17 protein-coding genes are annotated in these 15,972 nt (G+C 51.0%); all 17 read right to left on the bottom strand.

Annotation, left to right across the window (positions count from 1 at the left end):
• Positions 1-400: 400 nt before the first annotated feature.
• The 17 genes from BMX45_RS25965 to spoVE all read right to left on the bottom strand — a co-directional run bounded on the left by BMX45_RS25965 (position 401) and on the right by spoVE (position 15,936).
• Positions 401-895 carry a DivIVA domain-containing protein gene (locus BMX45_RS25965; RefSeq protein ID WP_090913079.1) on the bottom strand — a complete coding sequence of 165 codons (495 nt, stop codon included), beginning with the start codon at positions 893-895 and terminating at the stop codon, positions 401-403.
• 171 nt (positions 896-1,066) lie between these two features.
• Entirely contained in the window at positions 1,067-1,852 is a 786-nt protein-coding gene (locus BMX45_RS25970) for a YlmH family RNA-binding protein (protein WP_090913081.1), read from the bottom strand.
• Between the two features lie 11 nt (positions 1,853-1,863).
• Complete coding sequence (locus BMX45_RS25975) at positions 1,864-2,133, bottom strand: YggT family protein (protein WP_090913083.1); 270 nt, start codon at positions 2,131-2,133, stop codon at positions 1,864-1,866.
• 8 nt (positions 2,134-2,141) lie between these two features.
• Positions 2,142-2,588, bottom strand: coding sequence for a cell division protein SepF (locus tag BMX45_RS25980; RefSeq protein WP_009589651.1), 447 nt, complete (start codon positions 2,586-2,588; stop codon positions 2,142-2,144).
• A gap of 2 nt (positions 2,589-2,590) precedes the next feature.
• The gene (locus tag BMX45_RS25985) at positions 2,591-3,280 is read right to left on the bottom strand and encodes a YggS family pyridoxal phosphate-dependent enzyme (protein ID WP_090913085.1); all 690 of its coding nucleotides are present in this window, start codon (positions 3,278-3,280) and stop codon (positions 2,591-2,593) included.
• An 8-nt stretch (positions 3,281-3,288) separates the two neighbouring features.
• A complete protein-coding gene (gene pgeF, locus BMX45_RS25990; RefSeq protein WP_090913087.1) occupies positions 3,289-4,143 on the bottom strand; it encodes a peptidoglycan editing factor PgeF in 855 nt (284 codons plus the stop codon).
• A gap of 67 nt (positions 4,144-4,210) precedes the next feature.
• Positions 4,211-4,510 carry a YlmC/YmxH family sporulation protein gene (locus tag BMX45_RS25995; protein ID WP_139083843.1) on the bottom strand — a complete coding sequence of 100 codons (300 nt, stop codon included), beginning with the start codon at positions 4,508-4,510 and terminating at the stop codon, positions 4,211-4,213.
• Positions 4,511-4,707: 197 nt separating this feature from the next.
• On the bottom strand, positions 4,708-5,490 hold the full coding sequence (sigG, locus tag BMX45_RS26000) for an RNA polymerase sporulation sigma factor SigG (RefSeq protein ID WP_006209087.1): 783 nt from the start codon (positions 5,488-5,490) through the stop codon (positions 4,708-4,710).
• A 77-nt stretch (positions 5,491-5,567) separates the two neighbouring features.
• Positions 5,568-6,290, bottom strand: a complete 723-nt coding sequence (gene sigE, locus BMX45_RS26005) for an RNA polymerase sporulation sigma factor SigE (RefSeq protein ID WP_009589674.1) — start codon at positions 6,288-6,290, stop codon at positions 5,568-5,570.
• 169 nt (positions 6,291-6,459) lie between these two features.
• Complete coding sequence (gene spoIIGA, locus BMX45_RS26010) at positions 6,460-7,473, bottom strand: sigma-E processing peptidase SpoIIGA (RefSeq protein ID WP_254778269.1); 1,014 nt, start codon at positions 7,471-7,473, stop codon at positions 6,460-6,462.
• Between the two features lie 388 nt (positions 7,474-7,861).
• Positions 7,862-8,989: a cell division protein FtsZ gene (gene ftsZ, locus BMX45_RS26015; protein ID WP_090913091.1), complete on the bottom strand. Its 1,128-nt coding sequence runs from the start codon at positions 8,987-8,989 to the stop codon at positions 7,862-7,864.
• A 57-nt stretch (positions 8,990-9,046) separates the two neighbouring features.
• Complete coding sequence (ftsA, locus tag BMX45_RS26020; protein ID WP_009589690.1) at positions 9,047-10,330, bottom strand: cell division protein FtsA; 1,284 nt, start codon at positions 10,328-10,330, stop codon at positions 9,047-9,049.
• 215 nt (positions 10,331-10,545) lie between these two features.
• Positions 10,546-11,301 carry a cell division protein FtsQ/DivIB gene (locus BMX45_RS26025; RefSeq protein WP_090913125.1) on the bottom strand — a complete coding sequence of 252 codons (756 nt, stop codon included), beginning with the start codon at positions 11,299-11,301 and terminating at the stop codon, positions 10,546-10,548.
• Between the two features lie 58 nt (positions 11,302-11,359).
• Complete coding sequence (gene murA, locus BMX45_RS26030) at positions 11,360-12,643, bottom strand: UDP-N-acetylglucosamine 1-carboxyvinyltransferase (protein WP_009589613.1); 1,284 nt, start codon at positions 12,641-12,643, stop codon at positions 11,360-11,362.
• 16 nt (positions 12,644-12,659) lie between these two features.
• Positions 12,660-13,565 carry a UDP-N-acetylmuramate dehydrogenase gene (gene murB / locus BMX45_RS26035; protein WP_015734237.1) on the bottom strand — a complete coding sequence of 302 codons (906 nt, stop codon included), beginning with the start codon at positions 13,563-13,565 and terminating at the stop codon, positions 12,660-12,662.
• Between the two features lie 158 nt (positions 13,566-13,723).
• Positions 13,724-14,833, bottom strand: a complete 1,110-nt coding sequence (gene murG, locus BMX45_RS26040) for an undecaprenyldiphospho-muramoylpentapeptide beta-N-acetylglucosaminyltransferase (RefSeq protein ID WP_009589637.1) — start codon at positions 14,831-14,833, stop codon at positions 13,724-13,726.
• Positions 14,834-14,838: 5 nt separating this feature from the next.
• The gene (spoVE, locus tag BMX45_RS26045) at positions 14,839-15,936 is read right to left on the bottom strand and encodes a stage V sporulation protein E (RefSeq protein ID WP_090913093.1); all 1,098 of its coding nucleotides are present in this window, start codon (positions 15,934-15,936) and stop codon (positions 14,839-14,841) included.
• Positions 15,937-15,972 lie beyond the last annotated feature (36 nt).

The raw sequence follows: 15,972 nt of genomic DNA on the forward strand, positions 1-15,972 counted from the left end.
CTTTTTGAACTCGCCCTTTTTCGTAAATGTTCTGTGAACATAAAAAAAGGCCCCATCCCCCAAGGGACGAGAACCTGTCTCGCGTTACCACCCTAATTTCGCCCGGCCGACTTCTAATGGAAGCCTGCTCAAGCGACACCTCAATGTCCATGCCTGTTCGTAAGGCAAGGTCCGATATAACGTTCGGCAGACGGCTTAGCTTACGCACGCGGTTACACGCTTCAGCTTCACTTCTCCGGGATGATCTTCTGCTAGGCCTGAACGCCGGGCTTTCAGCAACTGCCGGCTCTCTGGGGGACAGATCCTTCGCGTACTATTCCCATCAACGAATTACGGTATGAATCAACAATATGTTATTAGTTATAGACGACTTCGCGAAAAAAGTCAACCGGATACCCGCCTAGTATACCTCTTTCGGCTCCAGACTCGGTTCGCGGTTCTCCAGCGTCTCCCAGCCTTCCTGCTTCAGAAGCTCCAGCTGAGCCTCTACCAAGGAGCGGAAACGGGTGCGGTAAATGGAGGCCTGCTTCTTCAGCTCTTCAACCTCCAGCGCGATTTTGCGGGATTTCCCGAGCGCATCGTTAATGATCCGGTCCGCGTTCTTCTCGGATTCCTTAATGATCAGCTGAGCTTCCTTCTTCGCGTTGTTCTTCAGCTCATCCGCCGCCTCCTGGGCGACAATGATGGTCTTCGATAAGGTTTCCTCAATATTCGAAAAATGATCCAGTCTTTCTTGCATCGCCATTAGCTGGTTGCCTAATTCTTTATTTTCCCGAATCACACTTTCATAATCCTTAATAATCTGATCCAAAAACTCGTTGACCTCGTCCTCATCATAACCGCGAATTCGACGGGCGAATTCCTTGTTATGTATATCAAGCGGTGTCAATGGCATGGTGTGCACCTCCTAAATATATGGGCCTTACAGGACGGTCCGTCCGCTGTGTTAGCCAAACCACCCGTCCGTGAAGACAATAGCGGTCATTTACGATTTATCGGCAAATCCATTGTCATTTTGAATGTTCCCTGTATGGTTTCGACAAAAAAACGGCAATTCCTTCAAAGGTCAAGCATATTTCCCAACCTTGATACGGTACCGCCCTTTTTTCGTCAGGCCGCCCGTCTCCAGTACTTTAAACCGTCCAAATCCTTGGATGGAGACGACATCGCCTTCTTTTAAATTCGTAGAGGGATCCTCTTCCACTTTCCAGTTGACGCGGCACCGGCCGGCCTTGATCGGAACCACGATTTTTGTGCGGCTGATCCGGTAGGCATCGCTGGCGATTCCGTCCAGTCTCATGGAAGATACCGTAATGTCCATCGCCTCAAAATTCGTTTGGGCCACCTGAAGCTTGTCCAGCGGCAGCAGATCCGTCATGACATGCACCCGGTGGACCTGGCTTAGATTCAGATGCAGGAAGGCGCTGATATCGTCGGCAACGACCGCATGGCAGCCGTCCGCAAGCACATGGATATCACCGATCTTGGATCTCTTAATGCCCAGACCCAATATCGACCCCATATAATCGCCATGCTCCAGCTCCAGAAACTTCTGATCTCCGGAAGAGATGCTGAGCACCTTCATCTTCAGATCCTCGCCTTCAAGCGCCCGGTAATCCGGGGCAATCATCGCCCGCACGCGTTCGGCCTCAGCATGTCCGCCATCAAACACGGCATGCACGTCCGGATGACGATTCACGAGTGATTCCAGAATGAACCGCTGCCTGGGATCCAGGAAATCCGTCAGCTTGGTTTCATGATATTGTCCGGCATTGACCACCCATTCCCAAGCCCGGTCCACAAATTCCCGTTCGTCCTTGTGAAAATGATCGTAGATGTCCAGTTTCATCATTCATTCTCCTGCTACAGGAAATATCCGAGAATAGCGTATACGCCGCGCTGTGCCAGCTGTAGGACGAACAACGCGATAATCGGGGAAATATCGATCATGCCCATAATCGGCGGAATGAACCGGCGAAAAGGCGCCAGATAAGGCTCTACCAGCTTGCCAAGCAGCTCCCCGACAAAGCTTTCCCTCACATTCGGAAGCCATGACATTAAGACGTAGACCAAGATCATGTAAAAATAAATTTGGAACAGCGTTCCAACGATACTGTAAATTTCGTAGGTCAAAGCCTAAATCACCTCATTCTGTTATATTCATGCTCGTCTGCTAGAATCTCCGAGATCGAACCTTGGATCTCAACGGTATCCGGCGTGCATAGGAAGATGTTCCCGCCCACCTTCGAGATTCCGCCGCTAAGCGCATAAACGGTTCCGCTAAGAAAATCGATAATGCGCAGCGCCTGATCGTTCCTCACGCGCTGAAGGTTGACCACAACCGTTCGGAATGACCGCAGATGATCTGCAATCTCCTGTGCTTCATCATATGAACGAGGCTCGACTAATACAACCTTAACGTTCTTCTGCGAATGAATGCTAACGATATTGCCGCTCTTTTGGTTTTTCCGATGATCAAACGGCGTTGCCTCCACCGGCTCTTCCTGCGAGGCCAGAACCTCGCGTTCCACAACTTCTTCTTCCTCTTGCAGTCCCAAGAAATTCATAAACCGGTTCATCACGCCCATTCTCAAACCTCCTCTTTCCCTACTAAAATTGAGCCGAGACGCACCCAGGTCGCCCCTTCCTCTATGGCAACTTCAAAGTCATTGGACATGCCCATGGACAATTCGGTCAATGGCTCCGCCGTAAGCGCCTGCTCGTTCAGCTCATCTCTTAGTTGTCTTAAACCACGAAATACAGGACGCGTCTGCTCCGCCGACGATTCGTATGGAGCCATGGTCATGAGTCCAGTTACCTTTACGTGCGAAAGACTGTTGATTTCCTTCAAAAACTCGGCTGCTTGCTCGGGAGGCAAGCCGTACTTGGATTCCTCACCCGAGATATTGACCTGCATCAAGGCGGATACCTGCAGATTCAGCGCAGCCGCCCGCTTCTCCAGCTCATGGGCCAAAGACAAGCGGTCGAGCGAATGAATATATTGAAATTTATCAATGACATCCCGGACCTTATTGGTCTGAAGATGGCCGATGAAATGCCATGTGCCGCGGCTGCCGAGTGCATTCCACTTCGCCTGGGCATCCTGCCAGCGGTTCTCGCCGATATGCAAAAGTCCGTGATCCAGTACCGAAGCTGTCATATCCAAGGAGACATATTTCGTGACCGCAATCATGTTCACATCATTCCGGTCCCTGCCGCTTCTTGCGCAAGCCTCCGTTATTCGCTGTTCCACTTGATCGATACGTTCCTTCAAACTCAAGGGACGACTCACCTCTTTCTCATCCCGATCCAACTCGCCATCCGACCCGTAGTCCCTCCATCTTTGCGATAGGAGAAGAACCGATCGTGATTGCAGCTTGTACACCATGATGTACATTCGATATGTTCCGCCAATATTCCTGCTTTAATCATAATGTGTCTGTTTATTTCTTTCAAGTTCAGCATGTATTTCCCGTGTCCCTTGTCGATATAAAGAACTGAATTTGTAACTTTATCGACTGGGGATCCTTCAATTCCGAGTTCGCGGACACGATCCATGACCCGATCGTCCACCTCGTAACAGCATTCGCCGATCGACGGACCGATGGCTGCATGGAGGTTCCGAGGCAAGCTTCCGTATTCCGCAGACATCCTGACCGCCATTTGTTCGGCTATGGCACCCACGGTTCCCTTCCAGCCCGCGTGGGCCAGACCGACGGCGCCCGTGACCGGGTCCCAGAAATACAGCGGCACGCAGTCCGCGTAGAAGGAAGTCAGCAGCACGCCGGGAACATCGGTTACGAGCCCATCCGTATCTTGATAGGCCGAGGCCCGGTCCAAGCTCCCTCTGCCCCTGTCCTTATCATGAACGACGCCAATCCGGACGCCGTGCACCTGCTCGCCGCACGTCAAGTCTTCGAGAGAAAAGCCAAGCGCCGCGGCGACCCGCTTCCGGTTCTCGACAATGTCACCCGGCTCGTCTCCGACATGAAAGGCCATATTCAAACTGTCGTAGGGTATCCGGCTCACGCCGCCATGCCGGCCCGTGAACCCGGCCGTGAGTGCGGCCGCTGACTTCCCTTCCCATTTTTCGAGCACAAACAGACTCGGTGTCTGCCGATCTTGACTAACAAACGGTTCCATGAACATTCACCTCTATGACCAGTGTAACAGAAAACATACGCCGGAGACATATGAACCCGCCGTTTGGTTAGAAGGAACGACGGTCAGGACGATCCAGATACTCCACCGGTTCCTGATCATCCGGCGTTCTCCGCAGTTCCTCCATTTTGACAAGGACCACGTCCGAGCCGATCTTGACGATATTCCGCCACGGTATGATCAGATCGCTTCCGCCGCCGAACAGCCCCATGAATTTGCCGTAGCTCGGCACCACGATCGCTTCAATCCGGCCCTGCCGCAGATCCAGCTCCAAATCGCTGATTTGCCCGAGCCGCTTGCCGTCGATGATATTAATAACATCCTTTGTTTGAAAATCGGAAATTTTCATCTTTTTCCCCACCATTTGATTATCAGGTATCATGAGCATCACACCTTAGATGTATTTGAAGGTTATCCGTCCATCCCTGTTCAATCCGCATCCCTCTGTTCAATATATGATCCGCTTGGGTAAAATAGCTTATCTAAAACGAAAAAAACGACCCCATTAACGGGATCGTTGTCTGTTCGTTTGATTGCTGGGCTTCCTTAAGTTTTGACGTGCTTTTGCATCTGCTTGATCGCCGACTTCTCCAGGCGCGACACTTGGGCTTGGGAGATACCGATTTCATCGGCAACTTCCATCTGGGTTTTGCCTTCGTAAAACCGCATGGACAGAATCATTTTTTCGCGCTGCCCGAGCTTGTGCATCGCTTCCCGGAGAGCGATTTCCTCAATCCAGGACACATCCTTGTTCTTGTCATCACTGATTTGATCCATCACATATATCGGATCGCCACCGTCATGATAAATCGGCTCAAACAGCGAAACGGGATCTTGAATGGCATCGAGTGCAAAAACAACGTCTTCCTTGGGCACATTCAGCGCTTCGGAAATTTCAAAAATCGTTGGTTCACGCGAATTCGCATTGGTCAGCTGATCCCGGACCTGAAGTGCCTTGTAGGCAATATCGCGCAGTGATCGGGAGACGCGAATCGGGTTATTGTCCCTTAAATATCGACGTATTTCTCCGATAATCATCGGTACGGCATAAGTGGAAAATTTAACATTTTGCGATAAATCAAAATTGTCGATGGCCTTCATCAATCCGATGCAGCCTACCTGAAACAGATCATCAACGAACTCTCCCCGATTGTTGAACCTTTGGATGACGCTGAGCACCAGTCTCAGGTTGCCGTTCACCAATTTTTCTCGGGCCGACCGTTCATTGTTCTGCTGCAGATTATGAAACAGCTCCCTCATTTCCACGTTCGTCAGAACAGGCAGTTTTGACGTATCCACACCACAAATTTCAACTTTGTTTCGCGTCATGATGACTAACCTCCCAAGGAGAAACATTACTGTACATTATCTCCGAGGGGGGTTATTTTATTCCTTGCGATTTCCAGTTACACCATCTTGTTGAATTCTTTGCGGAGCCGTTTAATGATTCTCTTCTCCAATCGGGAAATGTAGGATTGCGAGATTCCAAGCAGGTCTGCCACGTCTTTTTGCGTCTTTTCTTCCCCGTCCTGCAGGCCGAAACGAAGCTCCATAATCATGCGTTCCCGGTCGCTCAATTTATCGAGTGCTTTTTGCAGCAGCTTCCGGTCAACCTGTTCCTCGATGTTGCGGTAGATGGTGTCGTTCTCGGTGCCCAATACGTCGGACAGAAGCAATTCATTGCCGTCCCAATCGATATTCAGCGGCTCGTCGAAAGAGACCTCGCTTCGTGTTTTGTTATTCCGGCGCAGGTACATCAAAATTTCGTTTTCAATGCAGCGCGAGGCATACGTGGCCAGCTTGATTTTTTTTTCGGGGTCAAACGTATTCACCGCCTTAATCAAACCGATGGCACCGATCGACACCAAATCTTCGATGTTAATGCCGGTGTTCTCGAATTTGCGGGCGATATAAACGACCAGACGCAGATTACGTTCGATCAGCATGGCCCGTGTGGCCGCATCGCCGGTAGGCAGCTTTTTGAGCAAGAACTCCTCTTCCTCTTTCGTTAGCGGAGGCGGAAGCGCCTCGCTTCCTCCGATATAGTAGATTTCCTGACTCTTCAAACCCAGCATAAAAAGTACGCGGTAATACTGCAGCTGCAACGCTAATCTCCATTTAACGGGCATCTCTTATCCTCCTAATGCGTTTTCCCGAAGGTTTAACTGACTTCATAAACATCATCTTTAGGCTCCAAATCCGGAAAGGATGGGTTTTCATGAAGATTTTCAAAGACTTATCCATCGCTCAAATGTTGGATTACAGACTCGAACACTATGAAAATGGCTTCACCTGTCATTATCCTGCAGTCTTGGCCTCGCCTGATGTCAGACCGGTCGCCTCATGATTCTGAGAATCGCCCGTTATGGCAGGTTGTGCATTCTTCAGCGTCCCCTCTCCTTCCGTCAATGCTGGATGAATGATGGCCCTGTATGCCCTGTCTCCCGAAAGCGTTCCGCCGTCAAGACCAATCAGCACCTTGGATGCCGTGTATTCAAATCCCCCCAGCTCGACTCGTACCATGTCAGGCTTCAGCGCAAGCATAAATGCAGCACCCCGGTTGACGCCGCGATACGGAACCAGCCGCAGGCGGTCCTGCCATTCGAATTCCTCTGCCGCCAGCCCCATGATTAATTTGTCCGGTTCCCCCTCCATCAGCTGTTTGCTCCATCCCTGGGGCAGGTAGGCTTCCCATAGTTCTGCTTCCATCACCATAACCGGCGTGCGCGTCAAGGGATCGCTCAATTGGTTACCTGTATCAAGCAGACCCACACAGCTTATTTTAGCGCTGCCGATCCATACGGACACTTCTCCCAATAAGGCTTCCCGGCTCTCGGTTTTTCGTTTCGTGGTCTGAACGGCTTTAAACGCGAATACAACTACAAAAAAGGTAATGCACGCAAACCAGAATCCCACCTTCAATTCAAAGGATAGCCCGCCCGATGTCGTATACCATATCCCGCTGAACAACTCTCCCGAATTTTGGACCAAATAATGAAAACCGATAATGCCTCCGGCTGCGGCAAAATTCACCATATAAAAAGCTCCCAAATTCCGAAGATAGCTCTGCAGGCTTACAAAGCCGAAAGCCACCCACAGCATGATCAACGATAGTCCAAACTTGATGAGAAAGGTAAACAAAAACGACAATTGCGGGACAAACATCATGACGACATACAGAGCGCCGATCACAGAGGATAATGCAAGCCTCCACCACGTTGGCTTTACTCTTCGCATCCAGGCGGTCAAAGCCAGCAAAACGGCGTCAATGACGAGGTTTGCCAAAAATATGAGATCAATATAAACAACCAGGTTGTTCACCTGCCTAGTCGAAGAATCCTCTACCGTTATCCTTCTGTTGAATTCTGGGCTATGGGAGATGTTACTAGTATAAGAAGAATAGAATTCAAAGTCTGTCTAAACCTGTGGGCGGATTTCAGACTTTTTTTGTCGATGAAGGGCAGTTTTTAGAGACCTGTACCAAGAGCAGCCTCTTAGCGTTATCGGCAATCTCTAACTTGGCAGGAAGGCTCGGGGAATATCCGGAATTTCCACAGTAATTGCTGATTGGGCTTTCATTCGTGAAAGTGTGACAGCATCAGCTGTTGGCCTTGTATATGAAATAAAAGGAAGATGACGAGGCTTGGATATAAAAATAAGCCTGTCTTCATCATGATGACGAAGCACAGGCTTACCGTTATTAATCATTATTGCGGGTACGATTGCGAAGAAAAGTAGGAATATCAAGCTGATCATTGCTCTGATTGCCAAACGGCTTCAGATTCACATTACTCTTGTCCGTTTCCGGCTGCTGTTGCTGCTGTTGTTCCCCTTGCGGCATTGCAGGACGACGTCCCGGCGGGATTGGAGCAGGCTTGCTCTCAAAGCCGGTAGCGATAACCGTTACCTTGATTTCATCCTTCATGCTTTCCTCAATGATCGCACCGAAGATCATGTTCACTTCCGGATCAGAAGCAGATGTGACAATCTCGGCCGCTTCATTCACTTCATACAAGGAAAGATTGGTTCCTCCCGTAATATTCATGATGACACCGCGAGCACCTTCGATTGAGGTTTCAAGCAGCGGGCTCATGATCGCCTTGCGGGCAGCCTCGGAGGCACGGTTTTCACCAGTAGCCAGTCCTATACCCATCAGAGCCGAGCCGCGTTCTGTCATGATCGTTTTCACGTCGGCAAAGTCAAGGTTGATCAGACCCGGCACTTGGATCAGATCGGAAATGCCCTGAACGGCCTGACGCAATACGTTATCAGCTTCTCGGAACGCTTCCAGCATCGGTGTCTTCTTATCCACGATCTCCAGCAAGCGATCATTCGGAATGACGATGAGTGTGTCCACTTTCTCTTTCAATGCTTCAATGCCAAGCTCCGCTTGGGAAGCACGCTTGCGTCCTTCGAACGTAAACGGACGGGTGACAACCCCAACCGTTAATGCCCCGCACTCCTTAGCGATTTCGGCAATGACTGGCGCAGCTCCAGTACCTGTACCGCCACCCATACCGGCTGTAACGAATACCATATCGGCACCCTTCAGGGTGTTCATGATCAAATCACGGGATTCTTCCGCAGCCTTCTTGCCTACGTCAGGATTGGCGCCTGCACCAAGACCGCGAGTGAGCTTGTCCCCGATTTGCAGTTTATGTTCGGATTTTGCAAGGTGGAGTGCCTGAGCATCCGTATTGACCGTAATGAATTCAACGCCTTGCACACCATTTTCAATCATTCGGTTAACGGCGTTGCTTCCACCGCCGCCTACTCCGATTACTTTTATTTGAGCTAAGCTCTCCATTTCAAAATCAAATTCCAACATCTAATCCATCTCCCCCTCAATGTGCGTGGATGGCACGTCCACAGTCGAATGAATCCGCTATATAAACTCGCTGAACATCTTTTTCAGGCGTTCAATAAATCCCGGCTTCTGGCTGGTCTCCTGAGTTGCTGCGACAGGATTTTGCTGCTTAGCGCGGTTCACCGGTTTCTTGCTATTTCCGCTGCTGTTGTTGCTTCCTCCTGTATTCCGTACACGTACGTTCCGGATTGCATTATGGAGGATGCCGACTCCGCTGCAGTATCCCGGATCACGAACACCGATAAAATCGGGAACCGCAATCCGTACGGAAGTCGCCAGCTCATTTTGTGCCACCTGCAGCACACCAGGCATGGACATAGTGCCCCCAGTAAGTATATAACCACCAGGAAGCTCACTGTAACCCAAGCGCTTGATTTCTTGGCGCACTAATTGGAATATTTCCTGAACGCGAGGCTCTATGATAGCTGCCAGATCCTCTTGAGTGAACTCCTTGTCCACATTGCTTCCAATTCTCGTTACCTTAAACGTTACTTCGTGTGCGGCACTCTCGATCAGCGCGCACCCGTACTTCAGTTTAACCTTCTCTGCTTGATCCGTCAGCGTTCGCAGGCCGTATGCGATATCATTCGTCACGAAATCTCCGCCTACCGGAAGCGTGGAGGTTGCGGCAATGCTGCCTCCCTCGAACACAGCCAGCGTGGTTGAGCCCGCTCCGACGTCGACCAGCACGGATCCCATCGTTTTCTCGTCCTTTGACAAGGCCAGCTGTCCAGCACCAAGCGGTATCAGCACCAGATCCTTCACTTTCAGACCTGATTTCTCCACGCAGCGTAACAGGTTATGTATTGCCGTTTTGGCGCCAGTTATAATCGTCGCTTCCACTTCCAGCCTTACGCCGATCATTCCTCGCGGATCAGAGATTCCTTCCAAACCGTCAACTACAAACTGTTTAGCAACCACATCGATAATTTCACGATCGGGAGGAAGCGCAACGACTTCCGCTGCCTTCAGCACGCGGTCAATGTCCTCTTCACCAATTTCGCGATCCTCGTTCGATACTGCCACGACGCCGTGGCTGGATTGAAGTCCGATATGATTTCCAGATATGCCGACATAAACTTCGGATATTTGAATACCGACCATACGCTCCGCATGATCAACAGCGCTGCGAATGGATTGTACGGTCTGGTCGATATCTACAATTGCACCTTTGCGAATTCCCTCCGAGTCGGCAGATCCAACTCCAATAATATTAAAGGTTCCATTATTAACTTCCCCAATAATAGCACGAACTTTGGATGTACCGATGTCCAAACTAACAATGATGTCATTGTTGCTCAAGCCCTGGCACCTCCTGTTTTTAGCAAATTAATTTTGATTATAAAGAATACATTTCTACTTATTCAACACTCGCGGGTCTTTCCCTCTTTTTTCTACATTTTTTTTACTGCCAACATTTGCTATAACAGGCCGTAAAAGTCATTCAAAAAAGAAGATCCGAAACAAGTTGTCAATACTTTCAATTGTACCATTTATTCCTATGCCTGAGTAGGGGGTTATTGCCCTTCCTCAGTGTCTTCTCCAACTTCTTCTTCAAACGGCACGTAAGAATCGGCTTCCAGCATCGTAATCACACCCGGCCGTTCGATTTCCGTAACCTGATTCAAGTACTCCACCTTGTCACGGAGCAAGGAAACCGATGTAATGACCTCGAATTTGGAACGCGTGTACATCTTGATCCGGTCCGGAAAAGATAACGTTGGCGATGGCATGATCTCCGAAATGTCCGAAGTCAGGCTGCCCGGAATATCGGCAAGTACTTTGCTGAGCTTGGCCTTGTTGGGGTCGTTCGCATCCCAATTGGTCAGAATCGGCTTCTCCACGGCAATGCCGCTTGCCGTGACGGGAACCGAGGTACCGCTCGACAGAATCGCTTGCAGCTCGCCGCTGTCGGACAGCTCATAGGCAACCGTAGGATGTTCCGTCACCACGATACTGATTTCGCCGGGAAAGCTCTTGACCACTTCGGCCGTCTTAATCGTGCCCAGCTCCATCAGGCGCTCCTGCACGAGCGTGGGGTCGACGCCAAAGTACTGGTCTCCGATGTGGAGCCCGCTTTGCTTGGTAAGCTGCTCATTTGTATTAAACGTATTGCCTGTAAAATGAATCTCGGTAACTTGGCTGACCGACGACCGGAAAAACAAGATCGTCAGCAGAGCTGCGAACAGCAGCAAAAGAATCCATATGATTTTTTTGGCCGTTTTCGGTTTGGGCTTGTCCTGCTTCAGGACAGGCATATGTGTCTTGGACATATCCACTCTCTCCATAAAGACCTGTTATCCCCTCCTCCTGGAGGGGATGCTCAGGACCTCAATTGGCTAAATCAAGCGGCTTTGGCACCGGGGACTGACGATAGATCCGTGCGCCTAAACCTTGGAACATGTTTTCAATACGATCATAACCGCGATCAATATGGTGAACTTGCTCCACCACGGTCGTTCCCTGCGCGGCCAAACCGGCAATGACGAGCGCCGCTCCAGCCCGAAGATCGGTTGCTTCCACGGTGGCTCCGTAAATTCTCTGAACGCCGCGTATGAATGCATAGTTCAGATCCGTGGAAATGTCCGCTCCCATGCGGGAGAGTTCCTCCACATGCTTAAACCGCCCTTCGAATACCGTCTCTTTCATCACGCTAAATCCGTCGGCCAAGGACAGCAAGACCATGACCTGGGATTGCAAATCAGTCGGGAACGAAGGATACGGCGAAGTCACGATTCGTTCCACAGCTTTAGGACGGCTCATGCAGCTTATATTTATTATATCATTGCATATACTGGTTTGAACACCGGCGCGCTTCAGCACATGTATAAGGGAAGTTAAATGGGACGGATTGGTCTTTGTAAGCGTTACGCTGCCGCGGGTAACCGCCGCTGCGATCATGACGGTGCCGGCAACGATCCGGTCCGGAATGATCTCATACTCGCAAGGCTCCAGGCGCTCCACGCCATGGATCGTTATGGTATCCGTTCCTGCACCGATAATGTTCGCTCCCATTTTGTTCAGGAAATGCTGAAGGTCCTGAATTTCAGGCTCTCTCGCGGCATTGGTGAGCACTGTCGTGCCGAGCGCCGTTGCAGCTGCCATCATGATATTCTCCGTCGCCCCCACGCTGGCAAAATCCAGATGAATATCGGTTCCGATCAAACGGCTGGCCCTGCAATGGATTTTATCGTTGCTCTCCTCGATTTCCGCACCAAGCGCCTGCAATCCTTTAAGATGGAGGTCGATCTTGCGTTCACCGATCGCGCAGCCTCCGGGCTGGTAGATCGTCACTTCACCAAAACGGGCCAGCAGAGGTCCCATCAAAAAGATGGAGGATCGCATCTGCTTCATTAGATCTTCCGGGACATGAAACGAATTGGCCGACGAGGTATCCACGGTCACCGTCTCCAGCTCATGCTTGCATTTGGAGCCGAGACGGCCGAGAATGCTGAGCATCACTTCAATATCCAGCAGATGCGGGACATTGCTTAATCTTACAGTCCCTTCTGCAAGAAGACTTGCTGCTAGAATAGGTAAAGCTGCATTTTTTGCTCCATGGATACGTATGGTTCCTGATAGGGGCCTTCCGCCCTCAATCACCAATTTGTCCAATGTATCACCTCCGAGTTTACCGCTCGCCCAGAACGTACACCTCAGGCACCATTTGAATTCCGTTCTTCTCCGATATGGTTTCCTTGATGCGTTCCATCAAAGCGAGCACGTCCTCTGCTGTCGCTTGACCGGTGTTCTCGATGAAATTGGCATGCTGTAAAGAAACTTCTGCGCCTCCGATCCGCAGGCCCTTGAGACCGGCAGCCTCGATCAACCTCGCCGCATGGTCGCCGGGCGGGTTGCGAAATACGCTGCCTGCCGTTGCGGATTGGAGTGGCTGCGTACGCCGGCGACGGTCCTTATAGGAGGCCATAACAGCTGTAATCTCCTTACGGTCTCCTTGACGGAGCTCAAATACCGCTTCAGTCACAATCCCTTTTCGTTCATGCAGAATGGAGTGTCGGTAATCAAACGCCATATCTTTCGCAGCATACGTAACCAATTCCCCTGTTTCCAGTACAATGTCAGCGGACTTGAATATGCGTGACACATCAGACCCATGGGCACCCGCATTCATGTAGACGGCCCCTCCGACCGATCCAGGAATGCCTCCGGCAAATTCGAGCCCGGATAATCCTTGTTTTCCGGCCAGAACACTAAGTTTGACAAAAGACAGACTGCCGCCTGCAGTTACCGTCTCTCCGTCAAAACGAAGCTCCTCAAAACCCTGGCCCAGCTTGATGACCGCTCCCCGAATCCCTTTATCGGCAACCAGCATGTTTGAACCGCGACCCAGCTGTGTCCAAGGTATGTGATGGGCATGGAGAAGAGTGACCAGTTCCTTGAGCTGTTCCTTGTTCTCAGGAACAATCAGGCAATCGGCTGGTCCGCCTATTTTCCATGTCGTATATTTTGCCAGCGGTTCATTCCATAGCACTGCTCCGACATTGGCCTCTGATAGTAGCGATTTCCACTGCTGCATTTTTTAATAAACCTCCCTTGACTTTCAAAACCAAAAGGCCATTCCTTCAACTGGATGAAGAGATGGCCGCTGTCAGTAATGCCGGCCTCATGGGTGTGTCACGATTATAGAGTATCTTATGTCAGGCTCCATAGGTGTGTGACAATCGCCCAGCCGTTTTAGCGTTTGCCGGTTAACCGGCGGATTTCTTGGGTTATGACGGCTGCCGAGTCCGGTTTGCCGAGCTCTTTCGAAGCCGCAGACATCAGCTCCCTTGCGGAGCGGTTGGTCATGATCTCCTCAAGCTTTCGGAACAGCGATTCAGCCGTCAAGTCCTTTTCCAAAATCATGCTGGATGCCCCCGCTTCCTCCAATTGCCTCGCATTCGCCTCCTGGTGGTTATTGGTGACGTTAGGTGATGGTATAAGGACGGATGGGATGCCAAGCGATGTAATTTCCGCCAGGAATGAGGCTCCCGCACGGTTTACGATCAGCGAAGTAGCCGCAAGCACTTCCGGCATATTATGAATATAAGGCAAAATATGAAGATGATTCGGCATGGTGCCGAGCTGGGACCGAATGGATTCCCGCGTATTCTCGAAATACGTATCGCCCGTAACAAATACAAAATGGACGTTCGGCAGCTTGTGAATGAACGGCGCCATCCCGATCATCGCGTTGTTGATCGCCTTGGCTCCCCGGCTTCCGCCGACGATCAGAACGACCTGGCTGTCCACCGGAATGCCGAGCGTAGCAAATCCACGTTCACGATTGGCGGATAAAACCGTTGTCGCACGTGGATTTCCTGTATATACCGTTCTTTTGGCTTTAGGAAAAGAAGACTCCGTTCCTTCAAAACTGACGGCAACCGTATCCGCATATCGGCTGAGGAATTGGTTGGTCAGGCCCGGAATCGCGTTCTGCTCATGAATCATGGTCGGTATTCCCAGCTTCGCGGCGGCGTAAACGACAGGGCCGCACACATATCCACCCGTCCCGATCACGACATCGGGCTTAAACTCCTTCAGTAGGGCCTTCGATCGCTTTACGCCTTTGAAAAAACGCATGATCGTCTTCACGTTGTCCATCGACAGCTTGCGCCGGAACCCCGTGATATCGATGCTCTCGAACGGCAGCTTCTCTTGGGGTACCAGCTTGCTTTCTAGGCCTCGCTCGCCTCCGATATATAAAAACTCCGTCTTCGGATCTTCCTTCTCACATTGTCTTGCTATGGCAACGGCGGGGTAAATATGCCCCCCCGTTCCGCCGCCGGTCAAAACGACACGCATACCCTTCACCTCGCATAACGGGAAATATTTAATAGAATGCCGAGCGCCGTCAGCATCAGCGTCAGCGAGCTGCCTCCGTAACTGATGAGCGGCAGCGTAATCCCTGTCACCGGCATCAAACCGATAACGACGCCGATATTGATGACGACCTGGATGCTGACCATGCCTACGATCCCTACGGCCAGCAGACTGCCAAAGCCGTCGGTAACCGTCATGGCCACCCTCATGCCCCGCCACACCAAGGCGGCGAACAAGAGCAGTACAATCAAGCCGCCGATGAACCCCAGCTCTTCGGCCAGGATCGAAAAAATAAAATCAGTCTGCGGTTCAGGCACATAAGCGTACTTCTGACGGCTCATGCCTAGTCCGAGTCCGCCGAGTCCGCCCGGCCCTATCGCATAGAGAGATTGGATGATCTGGTAGCCTGCGCCGAGCGGATCGGACCATGGATCAAGAAAGCCGGTTATCCGCTTCAGCCGGTAGGGAGCCGTCAGAATCAAGCCTATGAATCCGGCTATCCCGCCTAATGCGAGAAAGCCCAGATGCTTCATCCGTGCTCCTGCCGTAAATACGATCATCATCGCAGCACCGAGCATAACGGCGCCCGTACCCAAATCAGGCTGGAGCATGATCAGCCCGAATGCCAGTCCGATTAAACCTAGCGGCGGCATCAGCCCTCTGGTAAAGGATGTAATATCATAGTCTTGCTTGCTAAGCCAGCGCGATAGAAACAGAATCATGCCCAGCTTCATGAACTCGGAGGGCTGAATGCCGAACGAGCTGATGCCCAGCCAGCTTCTGGCCCCGCCGCGAACAACGCCGATGCCAGGAATCAATACGATAATAAGCAAAAAAAAGCAGACCAGCAGCGCAATCTTGCTGTATTTCTTCCAAACCCGAAAATCGATCCTCGATGTGAAGTACATGGCAGCAAGCCCCAGACAGGCAAAAAACAGCTGACGCTTCACAAAATAAAACTTATCGCCATAGTCATGAAAAGCGAGGACGGAACCTGCACTGTATACCATGACGATTCCGATGGCCAGCAGGGCCAAAATACAGATAAGCAGCCACAGATCGGGCGCCTGGCGGTTCTTGTTCATGGAAAGGCCACCTCGTACATCCTTAGTAGGGGCTTT

Source organism: Paenibacillus sp. cl141a (genome assembly GCF_900109305.1).
GTDB lineage: Bacteria > Bacillota > Bacilli > Paenibacillales > Paenibacillaceae > Paenibacillus_AQ > Paenibacillus_AQ lautus_A.

Bases quoted from the DNA above. Each gene is read 5' to 3' on its own strand.
- BMX45_RS25995 (WP_139083843.1), bottom strand. From the start codon at position 4,510: ATGAAAATTTCCGATTTTCAAACAAAGGATGTTATTAATATCATCGAC.
- ftsZ (WP_090913091.1), bottom strand. From the start codon at position 8,989: ATGTTGGAATTTGATTTTGAAATGGAGAGCTTAGCTCAAATAAAAGTA.
- BMX45_RS25980 (WP_009589651.1), bottom strand. From the start codon at position 2,588: ATGGGCGTGATGAACCGGTTTATGAATTTCTTGGGACTGCAAGAGGAA.
- sigE (WP_009589674.1), bottom strand. From the start codon at position 6,290: ATGCCCGTTAAATGGAGATTAGCGTTGCAGCTGCAGTATTACCGCGTA.
- sigG (WP_006209087.1), bottom strand. From the start codon at position 5,490: ATGACGCGAAACAAAGTTGAAATTTGTGGTGTGGATACGTCAAAACTG.
- murB (WP_015734237.1), bottom strand. From the start codon at position 13,565: ATGCAGCAGTGGAAATCGCTACTATCAGAGGCCAATGTCGGAGCAGTG.
- BMX45_RS26025 (WP_090913125.1), bottom strand. From the start codon at position 11,301: ATGTCCAAGACACATATGCCTGTCCTGAAGCAGGACAAGCCCAAACCG.
- murG (WP_009589637.1), bottom strand. From the start codon at position 14,833: ATGCGTGTCGTTTTGACCGGCGGCGGAACGGGGGGGCATATTTACCCC.
- spoVE (WP_090913093.1), bottom strand. From the start codon at position 15,936: ATGAACAAGAACCGCCAGGCGCCCGATCTGTGGCTGCTTATCTGTATT.
- pgeF (WP_090913087.1), bottom strand. From the start codon at position 4,143: ATGGAACCGTTTGTTAGTCAAGATCGGCAGACACCGAGTCTGTTTGTG.
- BMX45_RS25970 (WP_090913081.1), bottom strand. From the start codon at position 1,852: ATGATGAAACTGGACATCTACGATCATTTTCACAAGGACGAACGGGAA.
- BMX45_RS25965 (WP_090913079.1), bottom strand. From the start codon at position 895: ATGCCATTGACACCGCTTGATATACATAACAAGGAATTCGCCCGTCGA.